General features: G+C 69.3%; 19 protein-coding genes. 12 read left to right on the top strand and 7 right to left on the bottom strand.

Annotated elements, in window-relative coordinates; all coding sequences use genetic code 11:
* Nucleotides 1-64 precede the first annotated feature (64 nt).
* The 3 genes from NV348_RS14935 to NV348_RS14945 all read left to right on the top strand — a co-directional run bounded on the left by NV348_RS14935 (nucleotide 65) and on the right by NV348_RS14945 (nucleotide 5,242).
* Entirely contained in the window at nucleotides 65-484 is a 420-nt protein-coding gene (locus tag NV348_RS14935) for a DUF5318 domain-containing protein (RefSeq protein WP_218718591.1), read from the top strand.
* Between the two features lie 802 nt (nucleotides 485-1,286).
* Nucleotides 1,287-3,491 carry a transglycosylase domain-containing protein gene (locus tag NV348_RS14940; RefSeq protein ID WP_447151044.1) on the top strand — a complete coding sequence of 735 codons (2,205 nt, stop codon included), beginning with the start codon at nucleotides 1,287-1,289 and terminating at the stop codon, nucleotides 3,489-3,491.
* 71 nt (nucleotides 3,492-3,562) lie between these two features.
* A complete protein-coding gene (locus NV348_RS14945; protein ID WP_447151045.1) occupies nucleotides 3,563-5,242 on the top strand; it encodes a glycosyltransferase family 87 protein in 1,680 nt (559 codons plus the stop codon).
* A gap of 4 nt (nucleotides 5,243-5,246) precedes the next feature.
* On the opposite strand, the gene NV348_RS14950 is transcribed toward NV348_RS14945, so the two are convergent.
* Nucleotides 5,247-6,773, bottom strand: coding sequence for a TerD family protein (locus NV348_RS14950; protein WP_447147498.1), 1,527 nt, complete (start codon nucleotides 6,771-6,773; stop codon nucleotides 5,247-5,249).
* Nucleotides 6,774-6,803: 30 nt separating this feature from the next.
* Nucleotides 6,804-8,174, bottom strand: coding sequence for a TerD family protein (locus NV348_RS14955; protein ID WP_447147499.1), 1,371 nt, complete (start codon nucleotides 8,172-8,174; stop codon nucleotides 6,804-6,806).
* Nucleotides 8,175-8,340: 166 nt separating this feature from the next.
* Here NV348_RS14955 and NV348_RS14960 point away from each other — a divergent pair, with 166 nt between their 5' ends.
* From NV348_RS14960 to NV348_RS14975, 4 genes are all read left to right on the top strand, one after another.
* Nucleotides 8,341-8,964, top strand: coding sequence for an AIM24 family protein (locus tag NV348_RS14960; RefSeq protein WP_447147500.1), 624 nt, complete (start codon nucleotides 8,341-8,343; stop codon nucleotides 8,962-8,964).
* 7 nt (nucleotides 8,965-8,971) lie between these two features.
* Nucleotides 8,972-9,673 (top strand): AIM24 family protein, encoded by a 702-nt coding sequence (locus NV348_RS14965; protein WP_447147501.1) that lies wholly within the window; start codon nucleotides 8,972-8,974, stop codon nucleotides 9,671-9,673.
* A gap of 4 nt (nucleotides 9,674-9,677) precedes the next feature.
* Complete coding sequence (locus NV348_RS14970; protein ID WP_447147502.1) at nucleotides 9,678-10,442, top strand: AIM24 family protein; 765 nt, start codon at nucleotides 9,678-9,680, stop codon at nucleotides 10,440-10,442.
* Nucleotides 10,443-10,598: 156 nt separating this feature from the next.
* Nucleotides 10,599-11,648 carry an alpha/beta hydrolase gene (locus NV348_RS14975; protein ID WP_447147503.1) on the top strand — a complete coding sequence of 350 codons (1,050 nt, stop codon included), beginning with the start codon at nucleotides 10,599-10,601 and terminating at the stop codon, nucleotides 11,646-11,648.
* A 46-nt stretch (nucleotides 11,649-11,694) separates the two neighbouring features.
* Here the strand turns inward: NV348_RS14975 and NV348_RS14980 are convergent, their stop codons facing one another.
* Genes NV348_RS14980 through NV348_RS14995 form a run of 4 tightly spaced genes read right to left on the bottom strand, consistent with a single transcriptional unit; the run spans nucleotide 11,695 to nucleotide 17,400 of the window.
* Nucleotides 11,695-12,498: an HAD family hydrolase gene (locus tag NV348_RS14980; protein WP_447151046.1), complete on the bottom strand. Its 804-nt coding sequence runs from the start codon at nucleotides 12,496-12,498 to the stop codon at nucleotides 11,695-11,697.
* A 38-nt stretch (nucleotides 12,499-12,536) separates the two neighbouring features.
* The gene (locus NV348_RS14985; RefSeq protein ID WP_447147504.1) at nucleotides 12,537-15,065 is read right to left on the bottom strand and encodes a phosphoribosyltransferase; all 2,529 of its coding nucleotides are present in this window, start codon (nucleotides 15,063-15,065) and stop codon (nucleotides 12,537-12,539) included.
* Complete coding sequence (locus tag NV348_RS14990; protein ID WP_447147505.1) at nucleotides 15,062-16,273, bottom strand: HpcH/HpaI aldolase/citrate lyase family protein; 1,212 nt, start codon at nucleotides 16,271-16,273, stop codon at nucleotides 15,062-15,064. The genes NV348_RS14985 and NV348_RS14990 overlap by 4 nt, the downstream gene beginning before the upstream one ends.
* A gap of 38 nt (nucleotides 16,274-16,311) precedes the next feature.
* Nucleotides 16,312-17,400, bottom strand: a complete 1,089-nt coding sequence (locus NV348_RS14995) for a hypothetical protein (RefSeq protein ID WP_447147506.1) — start codon at nucleotides 17,398-17,400, stop codon at nucleotides 16,312-16,314.
* Between the two features lie 321 nt (nucleotides 17,401-17,721).
* Between NV348_RS14995 and NV348_RS15000 the strand changes: the two genes are divergently transcribed.
* Both NV348_RS15000 and NV348_RS15005 read left to right on the top strand, forming a co-directional pair.
* Nucleotides 17,722-18,297: a TerD family protein gene (locus tag NV348_RS15000; protein ID WP_019049996.1), complete on the top strand. Its 576-nt coding sequence runs from the start codon at nucleotides 17,722-17,724 to the stop codon at nucleotides 18,295-18,297.
* 69 nt (nucleotides 18,298-18,366) lie between these two features.
* On the top strand, nucleotides 18,367-19,467 hold the full coding sequence (locus NV348_RS15005; RefSeq protein ID WP_447147507.1) for a DUF475 domain-containing protein: 1,101 nt from the start codon (nucleotides 18,367-18,369) through the stop codon (nucleotides 19,465-19,467).
* 71 nt (nucleotides 19,468-19,538) lie between these two features.
* On the opposite strand, the gene NV348_RS15010 is transcribed toward NV348_RS15005, so the two are convergent.
* Nucleotides 19,539-20,927 (bottom strand): glycosyltransferase family 87 protein, encoded by a 1,389-nt coding sequence (locus NV348_RS15010; RefSeq protein ID WP_447147508.1) that lies wholly within the window; start codon nucleotides 20,925-20,927, stop codon nucleotides 19,539-19,541.
* 170 nt (nucleotides 20,928-21,097) lie between these two features.
* Between NV348_RS15010 and rpsF the strand changes: the two genes are divergently transcribed.
* The 3 genes from rpsF to rpsR all read left to right on the top strand — a co-directional run bounded on the left by rpsF (nucleotide 21,098) and on the right by rpsR (nucleotide 22,323).
* Nucleotides 21,098-21,385: a 30S ribosomal protein S6 gene (gene rpsF, locus NV348_RS15015; RefSeq protein ID WP_022565973.1), complete on the top strand. Its 288-nt coding sequence runs from the start codon at nucleotides 21,098-21,100 to the stop codon at nucleotides 21,383-21,385.
* Nucleotides 21,386-21,479: 94 nt separating this feature from the next.
* Nucleotides 21,480-22,040 (top strand): single-stranded DNA-binding protein, encoded by a 561-nt coding sequence (locus tag NV348_RS15020; RefSeq protein ID WP_218718404.1) that lies wholly within the window; start codon nucleotides 21,480-21,482, stop codon nucleotides 22,038-22,040.
* Between the two features lie 31 nt (nucleotides 22,041-22,071).
* On the top strand, nucleotides 22,072-22,323 hold the full coding sequence (gene rpsR / locus NV348_RS15025; RefSeq protein WP_019050001.1) for a 30S ribosomal protein S18: 252 nt from the start codon (nucleotides 22,072-22,074) through the stop codon (nucleotides 22,321-22,323).
* Nucleotides 22,324-22,325: the final 2 nt, after the last annotated feature.

Consider the following 22,325-nt stretch of genomic DNA (forward strand, 5'->3'; position numbering starts at 1 on the left):
GGGCGGTGAACGGATCCAGCGGTGCCACCGGCACCGCAAATCAATCCCAGCTACTCTGGTGATCGTGCGAATTCAGCGGCAGGTAGTCGACTATGCGCTCCGGCGCAGGTCGCTGCTGGCTGACGTCTACGCGGGCCGGGTCGGTGTCGCCGAGGTGTGCGACGCGAATCCGTACCTGCTCCGGGCCGCCAAGTTCCACGGCCGGGGCAGCGAGGTGACCTGCCCGATCTGCCGGAAAGAGCAGCTGACCTTGGTGTCATGGGTGTACGGCGACGGACTCGGCCAGGCGGCCGGCTCCGCGCGGACACCCGAGGAGCTGATCCGGATGGCAGAGTCGAGCGAGGAGTTCTCGGTGCATGTCGTCGAGGTATGCCGCTCGTGCAGCTGGAACCACCTGGTGCAGTCGTATGTGCTCGGTTCGGCGCCCGCGCCTGCCCGGCGCCGGACGAGTTCGCGAGCGGGGCGGCGCTCTGCTGCCGAGTAATGGGGCTGCCGAGCAATGGGCCGCCGAATGTCAGGCCGCCGGGTGACGGCGGCCACCGCTTGATGCGCCACAGTTCGGGGTGCAAGGTATCCGCGCCGGTTCTCCGGCGCGGATGTTGTGTGCCGGTTGAACCTTACGAGTTATGGAGATCTGGTCAGTGAGTTCGCCCTACGAGTCCTCCCCCTTCGGCGATGATCCGCACGGCGGCCGTCCGGCGCGGGGTTCGCAGCCGGGTCTCCCTCCCCAGCCGGGTGACCGGCCGGGTCCGCCGCCGCGTCGGCCGATGCCGCCCGCCGGGCCGGGTCCCCAGAACGGACGTGGACCGGCCCCTGGTGGACGTGGTCCGCAGGGCGGACCGCCGCCGAATCGGCAGGCGCCGCCGCCGGGCGGCATGCCGCCGCGTCGTCCCGGTCCGCCGCCACAGCGGCCAGGGGGTCCGCAGGGTGGACCGAATCAGGGCAGGCCGCCGCAGGGCAGGCCCGCCCAGCCGGGTCGGCCCGTCGGCCCGCCCGCGGCCGGCGCCACCCAGAAGCTGCCGCGCCCCGGGCACGACGAGTCGACCGTGCGCGCGAGTCATCCCGACGGCGCCAGGCCCGTCCGCGACGACCTGAACCGAGGCACCCGGACCGGTGCGTCGGCCGCGGCCGCCCGCCCCGGCGCGGGCCGCCGTCCCGGTGGGCCGACCACCGGAGAACGCCGGGCCACCGGCGCCGGCGGCACCCCGCCGCCCAGTGGGCCACGTAACCGCCGCGATGGTGGCGGGGGCGACGACGGCTCCGGTAAGGGTGGTTCGGTGAGGAAAATGCCGTGGCGGGCCATTCGCCGGACCATGTACGTGCTGATGGCGCTGGCCATCGTCGTACCGAGCGCGGTGTTCCTCGTCGCCTACACGACGGTGTCGGTGCCCAAGCCGGGCGATCTGGAGACCAACCAGGTCGCGATGATCTACGCCAACGACGGCACCACCGAGATCAGCAAGGTGGTCCCGCCGCAGGGCAACCGCACCGAGGTCTCGATCGATCAGATCCCGCCGCATGTGCGCAATGCCGTGATCGCCGCCGAGGACCGTGACTTCTACACCAACCCCGGCTTCTCGGTATCGGGCTTCGCCCGCGCCGCCCGTGACAACATCCTCGGCAAGGAAAGCGCCGGTGGTGGCTCCACGATCACCCAGCAGTACGTGAAGAACGCGCTGGTCGGTGACGAGCGGTCGATGACCCGAAAGATGCACGAGCTGGTCATCTCGGCCAAGATGGCCCGCCAGTGGAGCAAGGAAGACATCCTCGCCGCCTACCTGAACACCATCTACTTCGGTCGTGGCGCGTACGGCATCGACGCGGCGTCGAAGGCCTACTTCGGCAAGCCGGTGCAGGAGCTGACCGTGGCCGAGGGCGCCGTGCTGGCCGCGACCATCCAGCTGCCCTCGCTGCTCGATCCGGAGAAGAACCCCGAGGGCGCCAAGACGCGCTGGAACTACGTGCTCGACGGCATGGTCAGCGGCAACAACCTGGCCGCCACCGAGCGAGCCTCGATGCAGTACCCGCAGGTGGTCCCGCTGGCCTCGCTCAACGATGGCAACCAGGACGAGGGTCCGGGCGGCCTGGTGAAGAACCAGGTGCTCGAGGAGCTGTCCGCGGCGGGCATCAGCGAACAGCAGCTCAATACCGAGGGCCTGCAGATCACCACCACGATCGACCCGAAGGCGCAGGAGGCCGCGGTCAACGCCGCGCAGTCCAAGCTGCAGGGCGAGCCGGAGAACCTGCGGACCGCGGTGGTCTCGATCGACCCGCGCAGCGGTGCGGTGCGCGCCTACTACGGCGGCGAGGACGGCCAGGGCTTCGACTTCGCCAACGCGGGTCTGCCGACGGGCTCCTCGTTCAAGGTGATCGGCCTGGCCGCGAACCTCGAGCTGGGGATCCCGCTCTCGCAGCTGTACGACAGCTCGCCGATCACCGTCAACGGCGTCCAGATCGGCAATGTCGAGGGCGAGTCCTGTGGCATGTGCACCATCGCCGAGGCGCTCAAGCGCTCGCTGAACACCAGCTTCTACCGGATGCAGCTGGACATGCAGAACGGTCCGCAGAAGATCGCGGACATGGGCCACAAGCTCGGCATCCCCGAGGAGCTGCCCGGCATCGGCAAGACCCTGACCGAGCCCAACGGCGCCGGTCCGAACAACGGCATCGTGCTCGGCCAGTACCAGTCGCGCCCGCTGGATATGGCCTCGGCCTACGCCACGCTGGCGGCTTCGGGCACGTACTACGCGCCGCACTTCGTGCAGCGGGTCGTGACCGCCGACGGTCAGGTGCTGCTCGATCGCGGCGAGCCCGCCGGTGAGCAGCGGGTGAGCGCGGCGGTGGCCGACAACGTCACCGCGGCGATGAAGCCGATCGCGGCGTACTCGCGCAATCACAACCTGGCGGGCGGCCGCGAGTCGGCCTCCAAGACCGGTACCCACCAGCTCGGCGACACCGGCAACAACCGTGACGCCTGGATGGTCGGCTACACCCCGTCGCTGTCGACCGCGGTCTGGGTCGGCACCGAGCAGGGCGATCCGCTGCGCAACTACGGCGGCGCCAGCATCTACGGTTCCGGTCTGCCCTCCGACATCTGGAAGGCGACGATGGACGGCGCGCTGTCCGGCACGTCGAACGAGTCGTTCCCCAAGCCCGCCCCGATCAAGGGCCAGGCCGGTGTGCCGGAATGGTCGGCGCCGTACACGGCACCGTCGACCACCGCGCCGACGATCGCCCCGCCGGTGATCGTGCCCTCGCAGGTCGAGATCCTGCCCGGCATCCGGATCCCGGTGCCCGGCGTGCAGCAGCCCGCCGGTCAGCAGCCCTCACAGCAGACGCCGGAGACGACCACCGGCCCGCTGCCGGGTCAGCCGACCGCGCCCGCGGACGGCTCCCCGCCGACCAACGGCAACGGCAACAGCACCCGGCCCGGCGCGGGCGCGACCGGCACCGAGGGCGGCGGAGGCACCACGCCGACCAGATCCCGGTAGCCTCGGATGTCGTGACCGATCAGCAACTCGCGGACCAGCCGGCGTCGAGTGGTACCCGGCCGGGACGCGAAGTGCAGTACGTCGCGCCCGCCCAGCTGGCCCCCGACCTGCGCTCGATCGACGCGCGAGACCGGCCCAGCCGCAACGATTCGCTGACCGCGCAGCTGTCGACCGTGATCGGCGGCCCGGTCGGCGATCACGCGCTGATCGGCCGGGTGCGGTTCTGGACACCGCTGCGGGTGATGTTCGCCTTCACGGTGGTGTTCCTCGCGCTCGGTTGGACGGCGAAGGCGGGCTGCATCCAGCAGACCTCCGACGGCGCGGGCGGGCTGATGCTCGACTGGAACAACGGCCGTCAGTACGTGGCCATGTGCTACTCGGACACGGTCCCGCTCTACGGCGCCGAACGGCTGAACGAGGGCGCGTTCCCGTACAAGAAGTCCTGGACCGAGTCGACGCCCGACGGCGGCACCGAGACCAGATACATGGAGTATCCGGTGCTTTCGGGCCTCTACCAGTACGTGGCGATGCAGCTCGGCAACGTCTGGGATCACCTGCCGCTGCCGGGCGCGCTGTCGGTGGTGGTGTATTTCAACGTCGTCGCGCTGGGCCTGTCGGTGGGCTGGCTGATCACCGTCTGGGCGTCGTCGCGACTAGCCGGGCGGCGGGTCTGGGACGCGGCGCTGATCGCGGTGTCGCCGTTGGTGATCGTGCACGCGTTCACCAACTTCGACGCGCTGGCAACGGCTTTCGCGGCCACCGGCCTGCTGGCCTGGGCCCGGCGCAAGCCGGTGCTGGCCGGCGTGCTGCTCGGTCTCGGCGGCGCCGCGAAACTGTATCCGCTGCTGCTGCTCGGACCGATCCTGGTGCTGTGCCTGCGCGCCGACCCGATGCAGCGCCAGCCCGCCGCCCGCGCGGGCCTGCGCCTGCGCGACGTCGACAGCGTCGACAGCGCCCGCACCTGGATCCGGGAGACCCCGGCCAGAACCCACCTCTTCGCGCTGCGCCCGCTCGGCGCGGCCGTCCTCGCCATCCTCGCCGCGGCGGGCACCTGGATCGCGGTGAACCTGCCGATCGCCGTGCTGTACCCGGACGGCTGGCGAGAGTTCTTCCGGCTCAACACCACCCGCCACGCCGATCCGGACTCGATCTACAACGTGATCACCTCGTTCACCGGCTGGGGTGGCTTCGACGGTGAGCTCGCGCACGGCCAGCCGCCGACGGTGCTGAACACGGTCTCGCTGCTGCTGTTCGCGCTCGCCTGCGCCGGTATCGCCTATCTGGCGCTGACCGCGGCCCGCCGCCCGCGCGTGGCCCAGCTGTGCTTCCTGGTCGTCGCCGCCTTCCTGCTGACGAACAAGGTGTGGAGCCCCCAGTACTCGCTGTGGCTGGTGCCGCTGGCCGTGCTCGCGCTGCCGCATCGGCGCATCCTGCTGGCCTGGATGACGATCGACGCGCTCGTCTGGGTGCCCCGGATGTACTACTACCTCGGCGAGGATGCCAAGGGCCTGCCCGAGCAGTGGTTCACCGGCACCGTCGTGCTGCGCGATCTCGCCGTCCTCGGCCTGTGCGCGCTGATCGTGCACGAGATCCTGCGCCCGCAGGCCGATCTGGTGCGCCGCGACTTCGTCGACGATCCGGCGGGCGGCGTGCTGGACCGCGCCCCCGACCCCCTGCTGCCGTGGCTGCCGGAGTTCCTGCGCCCCAAGCAGGCGTGCACCAGCTCGCGGCCCGCCGCGATGGTCGAGTGACCGGCTACATCCGCAGGTAGCGGGCCTGGAGTTCGGGTTCGGCCGGGAGCATGTCGAGGTCGAGTTCCCAGGCGTTGCCGGTCCACGGATCGAACAGCGGGGTGCCTGGCACGGTGGGCAGGTGCCTGCACGACTGCGAGAGCAGCGACAGCGGTCCGTCACCGAAGTCCACGCCGCCGCTGCCGACGATCACCAGTGACAGCCCGATCAGGTCGCCGCGCACCATCAGCTGACCCAGGCGCACCACATCGGCGGCCTGGTAGCCGTGCGGGAAGTCGGCCGCGACGAGAATCCGGTGCTCGGCGGGCGGCACGGCTTGCCCACTGTTGTAAGAGATTTCGGCCAGCTCGGCCGCGTGCGCGAGTTCACCGAGACGCGCGGGGATGTCAGCGTGATCGGACACGACCGGTCCGGCGAGCAGCGGGGCGAGCGGTGCGGCGAGCCCGCGCAGACCACCGGTGAGATCGATCAGGTCGACTCGGGTCGGCTTGTCCGGCAGCGCCGCGACCAGCCGGGCCACCAAGGCGCCGACCACCCGGGACGCGGCGGCGCTGGACTCGGTGTCGACCCACAGCGGCCGATTCAGCGGCACCGGAACGCAATACGGCACGCGCAGCGCGCCGCGATCGAGCGCGTACAGCTCGCCGAGCCGGATGCCGTCGCTGCGAACGGCTTTCGTCGTCCAGGCCGGGGCCAGCCAGGACGCCAGCGCGGCGGGCATCACCGCGTCGGCCTCGGCGATCTCGCGACCGAGCTGGTCGCTGTCGCGCCGATGGTTCCCGTCGGCGACACCGACCAGTTCGTCGTGGCGGCGCTGCGCGGCGGCGCGCGCGGCATCGGCGGCCGGGGTGTTGCGGGTGGCCGGGTTCGACACCGCTTCGGACAGTTCCTGATCCAGCCGGTTCGCGGCGTAGTCGCGAGCCGAGAGCAGGGCGGCCGCCGAGCGGGCGGCGTCCTCGAAGATCATCCACATCCGCTGCAGGCCGTAATCGACCTCCAGCGGGACACCGGGCGCCGCGGCGGCGGCAGGCCGCTCGACCGTCTCGGTGGGCGCGGTCGCCCGCGGTGTCACCGGGGCGGGCACGCCGTGCGCGGGCAGCAGCTGCGCAGCGCCGCCGTCGTAGCCCTGGCCCAGCGCGCGCAGCTTCCAGCCGCCACCGCGCCGGTACACCTCGAGGCAGATCAGCGCGCTCTCCCCCGCGGTCGGTGTGACCACGAATTCCGCGGTGGGCGAGCCGTTCTCGGACAGCGTCGCGGTGACGCTGCCGAGCACGTGCCCGGCGGTGACGTAGAGCAGCACGGCGTTCGCATCCGACCTGAGCTGCGCGGGCGCGATGTCCACCGCGCCACCGGCGAAGGTGACGCCGGGAGCCGCGGGGCGCGACGCGCACACGTGATCGTGCTCGTCGCGCACCCGCAGATTCTCGTCCACCACCAGCGCGCCGACTTCGACGGTGCCGGTGGTCTGTGCGGTGAAGCGCACGGTGTCGGCGGACAGCGCGGTGTTCTGACCCGCCTTCAGGTGAATCACGTCGTTATGCCTGCTCTGTGTCGTACGGCCCTAGTCTTTGCCGAGGAACCGGCCCAGCTGGGGCACGGCCTCGCCGGGATGCTTGGCCTGGAAGCCCTCGCCCAGCGCCTGCATCTTCCAGTCGCCGCCGACCCGGTATACCTTCGCCATCGCCATCGCGGTGAACGGCATGCCACCCGCGAGGGTGTAGCGGGCGAGTTCGCCGTTGTTGGCGCCGTCGATCAGGCGGCAGAACGCGTTCTGCACCTGCTCGAAGGTGTGGCCCTTGTACGAGGTGACGATGAACAGCAGCGTGGAGACGTGCGCGGGGATCCGGGTGAGGTCGACCAGGATCATCTCGTCGTCGCCCTCACCCTCACCGGTGAGGTTGTCACCCTGGTGGCGCACCGAGCCGTCCTTGGACGACAGCTGACCGTAGTAGGCGACGTCGACGAGGTTGTTGTCGGCGAACAGGCAGACCGAGGCGTCGAGGTCGATGTCGACGGTGCGGTTGCCGAACATGCCACGGGTGCGCACCGGGTCCCAGCCCAGGCCCATCTTGACGAAGGTGAGCGCGGCGCCGCCCTCCTTGCGGAGCGTGACACGCTGCCCCTTCTGCAGGCTGACCGGGCGATCCTTGCTCAGACTGATCTCACCGGCCTGCTGCGGCGGCGCGGCCTGCGCGGGCGGCGGGTAGCCGGGGCCGGGGCCGGGCGGCGGCGGGTAGCCCGCGCCGGGCGGCTGCTGCGCCGGACCGGGCGGCGGCGGGTAGCCACCACCGGGCGGCGCGTAGACGGGGGCCTGCTGCGGCGGATAGCTCGGCGCGGCCTGCGCGGGGTAGGCGGGCGGCGGCGGAGCCTGCTGCGGTGCGGCCTGTGGCGGGGCGGCCTGCTGGGGCGCGGCGGCGGGCGCGGGCGAATCGTCCACCTGCACACCGTGATCGGTGACCAGCGCCGCGAAGCCACCGGCGTACCCCTGGCCGACGGCGCGGACCTTCCAGCTGCCTTGACGGCGGTACAGCTCCAGCGCGATCACGATCGACTCGGCGTTGAGCCCGTCGATCCGGTACTCGAACAGCTGGTTACCCGCGGCGTCGGAGACGATCGCGGTGGGCGGGGCGAACCGGCCGAAGTTGCTGTTCGCGTCGTCGAGGGTGATGACGGCGCGGATCTGATCGATGTCGGCGGGCACCGCGGGCAGCGAAACCGCAAGGGAGGCTGCCTGACCCGCCGGTCCGGGACGCAGGTCGACACCGGGCCCGCTGGGCTGGTTGTAGAAGACGAAATCGGCATCCGTGCGGACCTTGCCCTGCTCGGTCACGAGCAGCGCGGACAGATCGGCCGGTGCCGTGAGCTGGAGCGAGATCACCACGTCACTGACGGCCAGTGGACCGTTCTGGCCCTTGGCGAGTGTTGCAGACAAGTTCGACCCTTCGCTTGTCGGTGCGGTCGTCTGCCACTCTACGAGAAAGCGGCGACGAGCGTCCGCGCTCCGCAGCCACGGCGCGCGCCCGATCGATCGGTTAGGGTGTCCACGCAGTACGTATCGGGCATTCCACCCGCTGTTCAGAGGGGACCTCAGGGCCGTCATGGCGCAGCTGTTCGAACAATCGAAGAAGGTGATCGAGGCCCACCTCGCGGGGACGAGTATCCGCGCGATCGCCGGCTCGATGATCGCCTACGAAGGCAATGTGCAGTTCAAATCGGCGGGGTTCGGCGGCGGCGAGGGCGTGCTTTCGGGCCTCAAGCGCCGCGCCACCGGCGAGAAGCTGTCCCTGATGGAGTGCACCGGCAACGGCCGTGTCTTCTTCGCGGTGAACGGCCAGAACGTCACCGTGGTCGATCTCAACAACGAGACCCTGCAGGTCGAGTCGCAGCAGCTGCTCGCCTTCGCGGGCAATCTGCGCACCGACGTGCGCTTCGCCGGCGTCGGCGGGATGTCGGCGGGCAGCGGCCTGTTCACCACCACCGTCAGCGGGCAGGGCCAGGTGGCGCTGCTGTCGGCCGGTGGTCCCCTGATCCATCTCGAGGTCTCGCCGCAGTATCCACTGATCGTGGATCCGGACGCGTTCGTCGCGGCCCGCGGCAACCTCAACCAGTCCTTCGTCACCGATGTCTCCTGGCGCACCATGGTCGGCCAGGACGCGGGTGAGGCCTTCTCGCTGCGGTGGGACGGCCAGGGTGTCGTGCTGATCCAGCCGGCGGAACGGTAGGCAGGCGATGTTCGAGAAGGTCAACAGCAAGGTCGTCAAGGTCGACGTCGGGCAGGCGGGCGGCGTCGTCGCCCGGACCGGCGCGATGCTGTTCTACCAGGGTCAGGTCGCGTTCGCGCCGCACCAGATCCCCGGCGCTGGTCCCGGCATGGGCGGCGGCGGGCTGATGCGGATGGCAGGCGCGATGATGGCGGGTGAGCACGAGCGCACCATGCTGGCGCGCGGAAACGGCTCCGTCCATTACGGTTTCGCCGGGCTCGAGGTGCATGTGGTGCAGATGCAGCCCGGTGCGGTCCTGCGGGCGGAGGCCTCGCGGCTGCTCGCCAACACCGCGGGCCTGCAGGCCTCGGTCGTCTCGGTGGCCAGTTCCGGTGGCGGCGGAGGTGGCGGCGGTGGCCTGATGGGCGCGCTGCGCGGTGCCGCGGCGGGTGTCGTGACCGGCCAGGGCATGTTCACCACCCAGCTCAGCGGCCACGGCGCCGCGGTGCTGCTCGCGCACGGCGGTTTCCTGGAGCTGCAAGTGGGCGGCCCGAATCCGGTGATCGTCGATCCGCAGGCCTTCGTCGCGGCCTACGGCAATGTGCAGACCGAACTGAAGTCGGCGATGAGCTGGCGCGACGCGGTCGGCCGCGGCGCGGGCGAGGCGATGCAATTGCATTGCCACGGACAGGGCGTCGTGTACGTGCAGGCCTCCGAAGAGAAGTTGTGAGCCGATGAGCCAGATCCATTCCCCGATGACTCTCGGTGCCAGCGACAACATTCCGGGCAACAGCTACGCCTACTCCATCGACCTGACCGGCCCGTGGTTCATGCGCAAGGGCGCGATGATCGCCTACTACGGCCAGATCCAGTTCCAGATGCTCACCCACGGCCTGCAGGGCAACCTCATGCACATGGTGAGCAGCCAGTTCTCGGCGCCGCTGTTCGCCGGTGACTACGTGGTGGCCGAGGGCCACGGCAAGCTGATCATCGGCGACCGTGGCTACGACATCAATTCCTACGATCTCGAGGACGGCAACCTCACCATCCGGGGCGCCAACCTGCTCGCCTTCGAGCCCGGCCTGGCGCTCAAGCAGTCGATCGTGCCCGGGTTCCTCACCCTGATCGGCACCGGCAAGTTCCTCGCCTCCTCCAACGGCCCGGTGATGTTCGCCGAGCCGCCCCTGCGGGTCGACCCCGAGGCGCTGGTGGGCTGGGCGGACTGCCCTTCTCCCAGTCATCACTTCGACGAAGGCTGGATCGGTAGCTTCCTGGCGGCGGGCGCGGCCAGGATGGGCGCGAACTCCGGCGAGGAGCGCCAGTTCGATTTCACCGGCGCCGGCACCGTGCTGATCCAGTCGTCGGAGAAGGTGATGAGCGATCATGCCCTGGTCAGGACCATCGAGGGCCAGCTCCAGAGCGGCATCACCGTCGGCGGTTTGCAGCGCATCCAGGGCGTGATCGCCCAGCAGCTGGCGGGTCAGCAGCAGCACTACTGAGACCGCTGACGAGCGCCCGACCGTCTACTCGGCGGCCCGCCCACGAATTCTGAAACGAGTACGCCCCAAACTCCGACGGCAGTCGCGGGACTACCGCTACCGTGGGCACCGCCGAGGGAACGGTTCGGCGAGAGCTCGATCAGAGGAGTGGGCGCAGTGCAGCGTCGCAGCATCCGGCGGATCGTGGCGGCGGCACTGTGCGCCGTCACCGCGTCGATCATCACCGGCACCCCCGCGTCGGCGGCGCCCGCCACCGCACCTGGCGTCGACATCGACGCGGTGACCGCGCCTGATGGTTCCTTCATCGAGAAGATGGAGGTCACCGACTCCCGGCACCTGCGCCTGTACGTGCACTCCGCGGCGATGAACAAGACCTTCCCGGTCGACATCCAGCGCCCGGCCGACACCTCCGCGCCCAAGCCCGCGCTGTACCTGCTCAACGGCGCGGGCGGCGGGGTGGACCGCGCCTCCTGGCAGCTGCGCACCGACGCGCTGAGTTTCCTGTCGGACAAGGACGTCAACGTCGTCCAGATCATCGGTGGCGCGTGGACGTTCTACACCGACTGGCTCGAGCCCGATCCGGTGCTCGGCGTGAACAAGTGGCAGACCTACATCGCCGAGGAACTGCCCCCGCTGATCGACGCGGCGCTGGGCACCAATGGCGTCAATGCCATCGCGGGCCTGTCGATGTCGGGCATTCCGGTGCTGAACCTGGCGATCGCCAAGCCGGGCCTGTTCCGCAGTGCGGCGGTGTACAGCGGACTCACCCAGGTCAGCGATCCGGCGGGTCAGCAGGCGGTGAAGCTGACCGTCGAGATGTACGGCGGCGGTGACGCGGAGAACATGTGGGGTCCGGTCGGCGGACCGCTGTGGGTGGCCAACGATCCGCTGGTGAATGCCGAAAAGCTGCGTGGCACCCACCTTTTCGTCTCCACCGGCACCGGCATCCCGGGTATCCATGATCAGCCCGGCGGACCGTTCCGGATGGAGAAGCCCGCCGATACGCCCAAGACGGTCGCGCTCGGCGCGCTGATCGAGGGCGCGATCTTCGTGTCCTCGCACAATCTGCAGACGCGACTGGACCAGCTGGGTATCCCCGGCACCTTCGTCTACCGCGACACCGGCACCCACTCGTGGGGCTACTGGCAGGATGATCTCAAGACCTCGTGGCCGGTGCTGGCGAAGGGCCTGTTCCCCGAGTCGTGAGTCCGAGGAATCCCGGGTGCCCCAGCGGCACCCGGGATTTCACGACTCAGACCGGGTCCGCCGCCAGCGCGGACCGCTCGAGCGCGGCGTGGAACCACTCGAGGATCTCCACTCCGGCGAGAATCCCCGCGTTCTCGGTCACGGTCAGATTCGGGGCCGTATGGTCCAGCTCCTCCAGCTCGCCGTGCCGTGGCCGGATCGCGGCATCGGCCGCGGCCAGCATCGGCGCGTCGAGCGCACCGTCACCGGCGGTGAAAAGCTCTGCGCCCTCGCCCAATGCACCGGCTTCGACCAGTCTGCGACGGACCTCGGCGACGGCCAGACTCTTGCAGACCGCGTCGGGCATCGTGTAGATCTTGCGACCCTGCTGCGAGGCCGACCAGCCGCGCGCGCGACACCACGCGTCCCATTCGGCGAGGAAGCCGACCGGCACCGCCTCGGGGCGAACCACCAGGTAGCAGAACAGCCCGTCGGCCTCGCGGTACTTGGTGACCCAGGAATCGTCGAGGCGAGAACGCCATTCGGCGCCGATCTCGGCGAGGGTGGCGCCGGAGGCGCGCACCTTGTCGTCGATCGCGGCGCGCCAGGTCGGGTCGGGCAGCCCGTCGACCAGGATGTTCCCGCCGTTGCTGGTGATGGCGTAGCGCCACGGAGCGCCGGGCAGGGCGATCCGCTGGAACTGCTCGATCGTGCGGGTCGTCGTCGGGATCACCGAGGCCAGGGCCGCCAGTTCGGTCAGCCGGGTCACGGCCGTGGTGGTCATGTACGACAGCGGTTCGCCCTCGTAGTACTCCACGCACAGTTTCTCGACCGCGTCGGCGCCACCGAACCCGTTGCGCGAGTAGATCATCGTGCGATCGAGATCGGTGGCGAACAACGCGTCGACGGTCACTGATCCAGCTCCTTGATCAGGCCCATACAGCTGTAGGCCAGGTCGGGGACCACCTCCACCGGGACATTGCGCGCGGCCGCGAGCAGGCGGATGTGGGCGTGCTCGGGAGCATCCGCTTCGCGAACCAGCACCCGCCACGGTACCCGGCGCAGCAGCACGCGCGTGGTCTCGCCGACGCCCGGCTTCACGAAATTCACTGTGGCGACACCATATTCGGCACGCACCCGCTCCACCGAAGCCCAGCCCGACCAGTCCGGGGTGCGATCGGATTCCCGGATCGCGGCGACCGCGGCGGGCACCTGGTCGCGCACCGTGGCGAAGGCCGCGGTCACCGCGTCCAGCAGCCGGTTGGAGACATCGGCGCCGGCCAGCTCGCGGTAGAACTTCGCACCGTGGAATTCGCCGGGCCCGATCAGGGTGTCGTTGAGCACCGTGCGCGAAACCAGCCCGGACACGGTCGAATTCAGACAGGCGGAGGCGATGAGGAAATCGTCGCGGGTGCCATAGGTGCGCACGCAGTTGCCCGGATCAGCGAGCACGACCAGCTCGTCGTTGAACCGCGCGCCGCCCGCGGCGTGGTAGGCGTCGAGCGCTTCGGTGAGTTCGTGGGTGATCGCGCCCTTGCCGGTCCAGCCGTCGACGAAGACGATCGAGGACGGATCGTGGTGCTGCGCGAGGTAATCCAACGCCACGGCATCGATGCCACGATCACGCACGATCGACACCGCGTAGTGCGGCACGGTCAGACTCGGCCTGCCGACACCACTGGCCAGCCACCGCCGCATCAGCACGCCGACGGGCGTGCCCGCCCTGGCGAGCGAGACCAGCACGATGTCCTCGCCGCGTTCGGCGACGACCAGTTCGGCCACCGTCGCCACCGCGAGCGCCAGCCGTTGCGCGCTCTCGGCCAGCACGCGGTCGAACAGCTCCCGGTACTCGTCATCGGGCTGGTACTCGACCGGCAGCGATTCCGCGTAGTGGGCGACCCCCGCCTGGATGCGCCGCTCGCGTTCGGCGACATCGGCTTCCAGGTCGGCGCCGGAGAGGTCCTTGAGCAGCCATGACACCTCGTCGGCGGCGTAGGAACCGAACTCGGGTCCGTGCAATGGTCGCGACTTCCCGCGCGCGAACTCCGCGTCGGCGGTCAGCGGGCCGGATTCGGCAGCTCGGTTCGCGTTGCCGTTCTCCGCCGTGGGGTACACGGACTCCGCGGACGCCCTGACCGTGTGCAGCGCTCGCGGGTCGGCACCGGGAAGCACCGCGATCAGCACGTCGGCACCCGACGCGGTGAGCACATCGACCAAACCGTCGGGAGCGACGAGTTGGTCGGTGTCGGCGGGCGGGTCGATGACGACCAGCAGCACCGGCGCCGCCTCGCTGTCCATCCACTGCGCGTTGTACAGGTAGCGCTGAGCGGTCGCGTCCGGCTCAGGCGCGTGGAAACGGAAGCCACGGCGCAGCGGGTAGCCGGGCTCGTCGAGCACGTAGGCCGGTGAGCGCGTGGTGGTTTGGAAGCGCGTGGGGGTACCGCCGTCTGCCAGCTCGGCGGCCAGCCGCAGCGGCAGGTACATCAGTTCCTCGTGGCCGAGCACGATCACCGGTCGACCGGCGAACTCGGCATCGAGACGGGCCTGCACCTGCCCGGTGGCGGCCTTCAGCGCGACGTCGAACGCGGCGACGTCGGAGTTCAGGATCCCGTGCCGGCCGCCTTCGGGAACATCGGCGGGCCAGGACAATTCGATCCGGCCGGACGAACCACGCTGGGCCGCCGTCGGATTGAGTTGCGGCTCCGGCAGGGCGGTAACGGTCTCGACCAGGCCGTCGGGCAGCTCGGTGCGGCCCGCCGCCAGGCACACGGTGTCGATGCGGGCACCGAGTTCGGCGGCGAACGCCTCGAACTTGGCGCGGTCGGCGGCGGTGCGCATGTCGACCAGCGAGGCCAGCACGTAGTGCGAGCGCGGCGCGAACGCGTGCAGGGCGCGGACGGCGTCGATGGCGGTGTCGCCGGTGGAGATCTCGTCGTCGACCAGCACCAGCGGCAGGTCGTTGACGAAGATGTCGGCGGGCGCGGGCTGGAGCAGGTGCGAGGTGGCGTGCGAATGCCCCTCCTCGAATCCGGTCAGTGTGGTGGCCCGCTCGACCTCGCGCCGCGTGGAATGCAGGTAGCAGCCCGCGCCGATCCGCGCGGCCACACAGTGGCCGAGACCCGTCGCGGTCTCGGCGAAACCGAGCACGACGGGTTCCCGGTCGCCCAGGACCTCGCGCACCAGGTCACCCAGCCGGTTGCCCGCGCCGATCACCACCCGCGGGTCGGTGGGCAGATGCTTGCCGAGCACGGTCGACACCAGCAGATGCGCCCGGCGCGGATTGCGGCGCAGGCCCGGCTGGACCAGCGCGCCGATCGAGAGTTCGCCCGGCAGCGCGTCCTCGGCCGCCGACGCGGCGAACGACTCGCCGTGCCACAGTTCGATACCCAGATTCGCGGTCGCCCACGGTGTTTCGAGATCGAGGCCGAACGCGCTCATTCGGCGATCATCGCTGTCAGCAAATCCACGAAGGACACTCCCTTGTTCGCGACGCCGAACGCGCGAGCCCGGACCAGCGTCTGGCGGGCCCAACTGCGGTGCGGGCGCATCTCGTTCATCTTGTTGCGGTACTCCGAGGCCGCGACGCCGCCGACGTCGGCCTCCATGATGTGCAGCGCGTCGGCGTACTCCTCGTGCGTCACCACCGACAGCGCGTGCACCGCCGCCACGTGCGACGGGTGGATCACCGTCTTGCCCTGGATGCCGTTGGCGCGGTCCAGGGTGATCTCGCGCAACAGGCCGTCGAGATCGCGGCTGACCAGGTACTGCCGGAACGGCACCGCGTCGGACTCCTCGAACGGCGCGGTGCGCAGCAGCGGCCGGAACATCCGCTCGTGGTCGGCGAAGTACTCCCACACCGGCCCGGTGATGATGAAACCGGTGCCGTCGGCGCGGCCCAGGTAGTTCACGATGTCGGCGATCACGTCGGCGACCACGCGCACGTCGTAGATCGTCAGATCGCGGTCGCGGCGGATGCCGAAGGTCGAGCACATGTCGGTGGCGCCGATACGCACCGCGAGCAGGTGGTCGCGGTGTTCGGTGAGCAGTTCGGCGATCCGCGAGAGCTGCTCGTCGCGGGTCTGGCGGTGCACCAGACTCGCCGATTCGAGTACCGGCATGCCGTAGATCGGGCGGTTCAGCCTGCACCGGGCGTCGTCGAGGGCGGCCAGGTAGGCGGGGCCGGTGACGGCGTCGAACTTGGGGAAGACGAACCCGGTGAGCACCTCGGCGCCCGGCCCGAGCAGGTCGACCAGCTCGGTGACGGTCTGCGGGTCGCGCACCCGGACGAACAGCATCGGGTTCGGATCCTCGCTGCGCGCGAGCAGGTCCAGCGTCGCCACCGCGTGCTGCTTGGCGACCTCCACCTGATGGTCCGCGACGGCGTCCTCGAGGTCGATCACCATCGAGCAGACGCCACGCGCCGCGCGCCTGCTGATCGTGGCGGCCAGGTCGGGGCGGGTGGCAGGCACATATAGCGTCGCGCCTAGCGCGGTCGCCAGTAGTTCCCGGTCGCGGGAGCCGACGATCGGCTCCGGTTCCACCAGGAACAGCTCACGGGCCCTCGGCCCGCACAACTGCCGGAAGTGGCGCAGCGGAACCTGCTTACGCAGGCAAATCTCCGGCGCGACGGCGTACCCCGCGGTCATTCCCCCCACCTCATTTTCCGGGCCATCCCATGTCTTTCCTACGTGCTGTCGGTTCGTGCGGTTTTTCTCATGCGGTCGACCACGCCGGCGATGAACGCCGCGACGGTATCCAGTTCGGACACGTACGCCCAATAGTCTGGATGACGACCCGTCAGTCCGGAAATGATGCGGTCCAGGCGTTCGGCTTGCGCGTCCAGTACCGAACCCCACTCGCCGACCAGTCCACGGTCGACCGCGAGCATCTGCGCGTCCCGCAGCCGGAATCGTACGGTGCGGGCGTGCGCATCGGGGTCGGCACGCACCTCGCGCAACAGTTCGAGGCGCCGGGTGACGGCGTCGACCAACTGCTCGGCCTCGGCGAGGTGCTGGCGCGCGGTGGCGGTCAAATCAAGGGCGGTCTCCGGGTCGTGATCGGCAGCCGCGACACGCGCGCCCACCAGCGCCGTGTCCGCGGCGTCGATGCCGCGCCGGCTTTCCCGCTCATTGTTGGTCAAGTCCGCCGAACTCGCAGCGTTGAACTCACGCAGCAGGGCCGAGTAGGCCGGACCGAGCGCGTCGGCCCGGTTGCGGACGGCGGCCAGCCTGGTCGTCACCGAGGCGACCGCGTTCGACGCGGCCGACGCGCGAGAAGGGGCTTGCGCCAACGCATCCGACAATTCCGCCGTCGCCTGCTGCAGCTCGGCCGCGACCGTGCGCGCGGCCGCCACCGCCGCCTGCGGATCGGTCGAAGACGCTGTGATCAGAGCCTCATTCAGCCGCCTTACACCGGCCACGATCGAGGGGTACGACGCGTAGCCCGAGGACGCCACCGCCGCGAGCGCGCGCTCGGCCTCGCCGCGCACCTGCGCCAGCAGCTGTGGCACCACCGACCGCACCCGCGCCGCCTCCGCCAGCTCCTCGCTGCGGGCGTGATAGAACTCGTCGACCCCGCGCGCGGCCTCGTTGAGCTGGCGGACCAGGGCATCGGCTCGGGCCGGACCGTCGGCGATCGGCGTGCCGGTGGCCTCGGCGGCGTCGAGCTCCTCGGTGAAACTCAGGTACGCGCCCGCCGCGGCGTAGCACCGCGCGCGCACCGGCTCCCAGAGCGCGCCGACCCGGCGATCCGGGAAGACCTGCTCACTGGCCACCACACCCGCCTCCGCCGCCGTTTGCCTGCGATCCATATCGAGGAAGGCGGCCGACGCCGCGGCGCGCGCCCCACTGATCCACTCATGATCGGGCCCCGATCTGAACCAACCGCGTCTGCGAGGTGTCACCGGCACATCCCCTTTCCGAACCGCGCGGCGACCCGACCACGCACTGCCCCGATGGTAGGAGATTCCCCGCGTTCACCAGGGCTGCAGCTCGTTCCTACGCAAGATCCGGGAAACCTATTACTGTCGTAGCCGTACCCGGCGATTCGGACATGCTGGGAAACGACACACCGGACTAACCGAAGGGATTCCCGCATGGGTGTCAGTCTGTCCAAGGGCGGCAATGTCTCGCTGACCAAAGAGGCCCCGAACCTGACCGCGGTCGCGGTCGGCCTCGGCTGGGACGTGCGCACCACCACCGGCACCGACTTCGACCTCGACGCCAGCGCGATCGCGACCGGCGCCGACAAGAAGGTCGTCTCGGACAAGCACTTCGTGTTCTTCAACAACCTGAAGTCCCCCGAGGGTGCCATCGAGCACGCCGGCGACAACACCACCGGTGAGGGCGAGGGCGACGACGAGGTCATCAACGTCGACCTGGCCAACACCCCGCCGACCATCGAGAGCATCTTCTTCCCCGTCTCGATCTACGACGCGGAGACCCGCTCGCAGTCGTTCGGCCAGGTGCGCAACGCCTACATTCGCGTCGTCGACCGTGCCAACGGCACCGAGCTGGCCCGCTACGACCTGTCCGAGGACGCCTCGACCGAGACCGCTATGGTCTTCGGCGAGCTGTACCGCAACGGTGCCGAGTGGAAGTTCCGCGCCATCGGACAGGGCTACGCCTCCGGCCTGGCCGGTATCGCCCGCGACTACGGCGTCAACGTCTAGTCACCATCGCGAGCAGGGGGCTCGACTGACCGGGCCCCCTGTCCGTGTGACACAGAAAGGTCCCTCCGCGTGATTACGCGCATCTTCGGCATGTCCATCGTCATCACGGTGATTTCGCTGGTCGTAGCCTTCCTCTACGGAGGCCCGACCGCGCTGGCACTGTGCGCGATCCTCGGTATCCTCGAGGTGTCGCTGTCGTTCGACAACGCCGTCATCAACGCCACCGTCCTGGAACGGATGAGCGAGTTCTGGCAGCGGATCTTCCTGACCATCGGCGTCATCATCGCCGTGTTCGGCATGCGGCTGGTGTTCCCGCTGGCCATCGTGTGGATCACCGCCGGGCTCGGTCCGATCGAAGCGTTCGACCTGGCCCTCAACCCGCCGGCCGACGACGCCGCCTACTTCCCCGACGGCAGCCCCAGCTACGAAACCCTGCTGACCGACGCGCACCCGCAGATCGCTGCGTTCGGCGGCATGTTCCTCGCGCTGCTGTTCCTGAACTTCATCTTCGAAGAGCGTGAGATCACCTGGCTCGGCTGGCTGGAGCGCCCGCTGGCCAAGGCGGGCAAGCTCGACATGCTCTCGGTGGTCGTCGCGGGCACCGGCCTGATCCTGACCTCCGAATTCCTGGCCAAGGAAGAGGACCGCTCGACGGTGCTGGTCGCCGGCCTGCTCGGCATGATCGTCTACATCGCAGTCGACGGCCTCGGCTCGATGTTCCACACCGAGGACCTGGAGAGCTCCGGCCCGTCGACCCTGGTCAAGGCCACGGGCAAGGCCGCGTTCTTCCTGTTCCTGTACCTCGAGGTACTCGACGCGTCGTTCTCCTTCGACGGCGTCATCGGCGCGTTCGCGATCACCTCCGACCCGATCATCATCGCGCTGGGCCTCGGCTTCATCGGCGCCATGTTCGTCCGGTCGATCACGGTGTACCTGGTTCGCCAGGGCACCCTGTCGGAGTACGTGTACCTGGAGCACGGCGCCCACTGGGCGATCGGCGCCCTGGCGGCGATCCTGCTGGTCTCCATCGGCGTCCACGTCAACGAGCTCATCACCGGTCTCGTCGGCGTGGCCTTCATCGGCGCCGCGTTCATCTCCTCCATCCTGCGCAACCGCAAGAGCGAGCCGGACGCGATCGACGAATCCAAGGAAACCGCCGCGGTCAGCTGACCCCACGGCGCAGCGAAGAAGCCACAGCGGCGGTGGATCCCGGATCGGGATCCACCGCCGCTGTCGTTCGATCAGCCGACCGGCTGGAGTTCTCGTGCGGCCGTGGTGGTGTCGCGAGGGACCGGGGTGCGGCGGCCGCGGAGTTCGGCGCGCAGGAAGAGGAAGAAGAGGGCGATGAGCAGGGCGGTGCGGAGCCAGACGCCGAATTGGACGATGCCCTCGGTGAGTTCGACGCCCTCGCCGACACCCAGCGCGTAGAAGTACCGGAAGACGCCGATGCCGACCGCCGCGTCGGCGACGAGGTAGCCCGCCACCAACGACCACGGGACCTCGAACAGGACCAGGAACGGAATTATCCACAGGGTGTACTGCGGCGAGTGGACCTTGTGGAAAAGCATGAATCCGCACAGCATCGCGCCGCTCACGCCGACCCACGGGAACGGCGAGGTGGGGGTCCAGCGGCGCACGCCGAGCCACATAGCGAGCACGAAGGACGCCAGGATCAGCGCCGGTGAGGCGACGGCGACCATGTCGTGCCAGGTGGTGGTCGTCTCGGCGTCGCGACCGAAGATCAGCTGGTGACCCCAATACCAGATCGAGTTGGTGGTGATGTCGGCCTGGCGCAGCTGCTGGAAGGTGATCGAGGCGCGCCAGCCGTCGACACCGGCCACCATGAACGGCAGGTTCACCGCGGCCACCGTGCCCATCGCCGCCAGCAGCGTCTGCGCGGCACCGGCCACATCGAGCTCACGCAGCCGGCGCGGGCCGCGCGGCGCGCCCTCGGTGAGCACGTACATCGCCAGCGGGAGCACGAAGATGCCCGGATAGAGCTTGAGACAGAAACCGAGCGCGAGCAGTACCGCGGCGATGATCCCGCGGGTGCGCACCGACAGGCCGGTCAGCATCGTCATCACATAGACCGCCGCCACCGCCGTGCACACCACCGGCAGTTCCCAGTTGTGGAAGGCGTAGAGCACCAGCGGCGGCCCGATCGCCCACAGCAGCGCGGCCGGACCGGCCAGCCGGGCCAGCATCCAGGCCGTGAGCAGGGCGAACGGGGTGAGCAGCAGCGCCGAGTGCCAGAGGAAATCGGCGTCGTTGGCGACCCCGATCGCGCCCGCCCACATGAGCACCCCGCTGAGCACCGGATACTCCACCGCGCCGCCGGTGAGCGCGCCGTCCTCGGTGATCCCGCCGTCCACATACGGGAAGACGTGGTTGTCGATATCGCGGCCGAGCCAGAGGAACTGGATATCCGAATAGCAGACATCCGAATCCTTGCGGACATCGAATATCTGGCTGCGACCTGATTCATCGATCGCACCGCCCGCGCACCGCGCCTTGTTGGCATACGCCATCGCGAGGGTGAGCCCGCACAGCAGCACGACGAGAAATGTCAGGGCCGTGGCCCGCGCCGCGCCGCGTGCTGCGCGCTGCTGCGAGTCGGCGGCCGTGGTCATGGCGACCACATTATGCGGCGCCGCGCCGATCACCGGTGCGCACCCGCGGCGAAGATCGATTTCGCTGCTCAGGGCCCGCTCATGTAGCCTTACCGGGTTGCTGACGCAACGAACCCTCCTGCCATGGAGAGTCCATGGCCGTTTCCTAGTCCACAGGAGGTGATTGGTCCGTGCGTCATTATGAAGTGATGGTCATCCTCGACCCCAGCCTGGACGAGCGCATCGTCGGGCAGTCCCTGGATAACCTGCTCAACGTCGTCAAGACCGAGGGCGGCAAGGTCGACAAGGTCGACATCTGGGGCCGCCGCCGGCTCGCCTACGAGATCGCCAAGCAGGCCGAAGGCATCTACGCGGTCGTCGAACTGACCGCGACCCCGGCCACCGTGAGCGAGCTCGATCGCCAGCTGGGCCTGAACGAGACGGTGCTGCGCACCAAGGTTCTGCGCAACGACAAGTAGTCCGCAGAGCAAACTCTCGTTTTCGTCGGTGCCTATCTTTAGGCTCTAGCGCGACAGCGAGACGCGGACTGCACCCCGAGCAGGAGGAACCCCCATGGCAGGCGACACGGTCATTACCGTCATCGGAAACTTGACGGCAGACCCTGAGCTTCGTTTCACGCCCGCGGGCGCAGCGGTGGCGAATTTCACCGTCGCTTCGACTCCCCGCGTGTTCGATCGCAATTCGAACGAATGGAAAGACGGCGAGGCCCTGTTCCTGCGCTGCAACATCTGGCGTGAAGCAGCGGAGAACGTCGCCGAGAGCCTGACCCGAGGCGCTCGCGTGATCGTGAGCGGACGGCTCAAGCAGCGCTCCTACGAAACCCGCGAGGGTGAGAAGCGCACAGTCGTCGAACTCGAGGTCGACGAGGTCGGCCCCTCGCTGCGCTACGCGACTGCCAAGGTCTCCAAGGCCGGTCGCGGCGGCGGAGGCGGTGGCTTCGGTGGCGGTTCCGGCAATGCCGGTGGTGGTGCAAGCGCAGGCGGCTACAACGCCAACAACGGCGGCGGACAGTCGGGCGGCGGAAACGCCGGCAACGACGATCCGTGGGGTAGCGCGCCCGCGGCCGGCTCCTTCGGGGGCGGCGGCCGCATGGATGACGAACCGCCGTTCTGAGGAACGGCACTCATAGTACGGAGAGAAGACCATGCCTAAAGCGCCCGCGCGCGAAAAGGTGCTGAAGAAGAAGGCTTGCACTTTCTGCAAGGAGAGCAAGTCCGGAATCGTCAATATCGATTACAAGGACACCACGCTGCTGCGTAAGTACGTCAGCGATCGCGGCAAGATCCGCGCCCGCCGCGTCACCGGCAACTGCGTCCAGCACCAGCGTGATATCGCTGTCGCCGTCAAGAACTCGCGTGAGGTGGCCCTGCTGCCTTACGTGTCGACCGCTCGCTGAGA

This window comes from Nocardia fodinahabitans, from assembly GCF_052983615.1.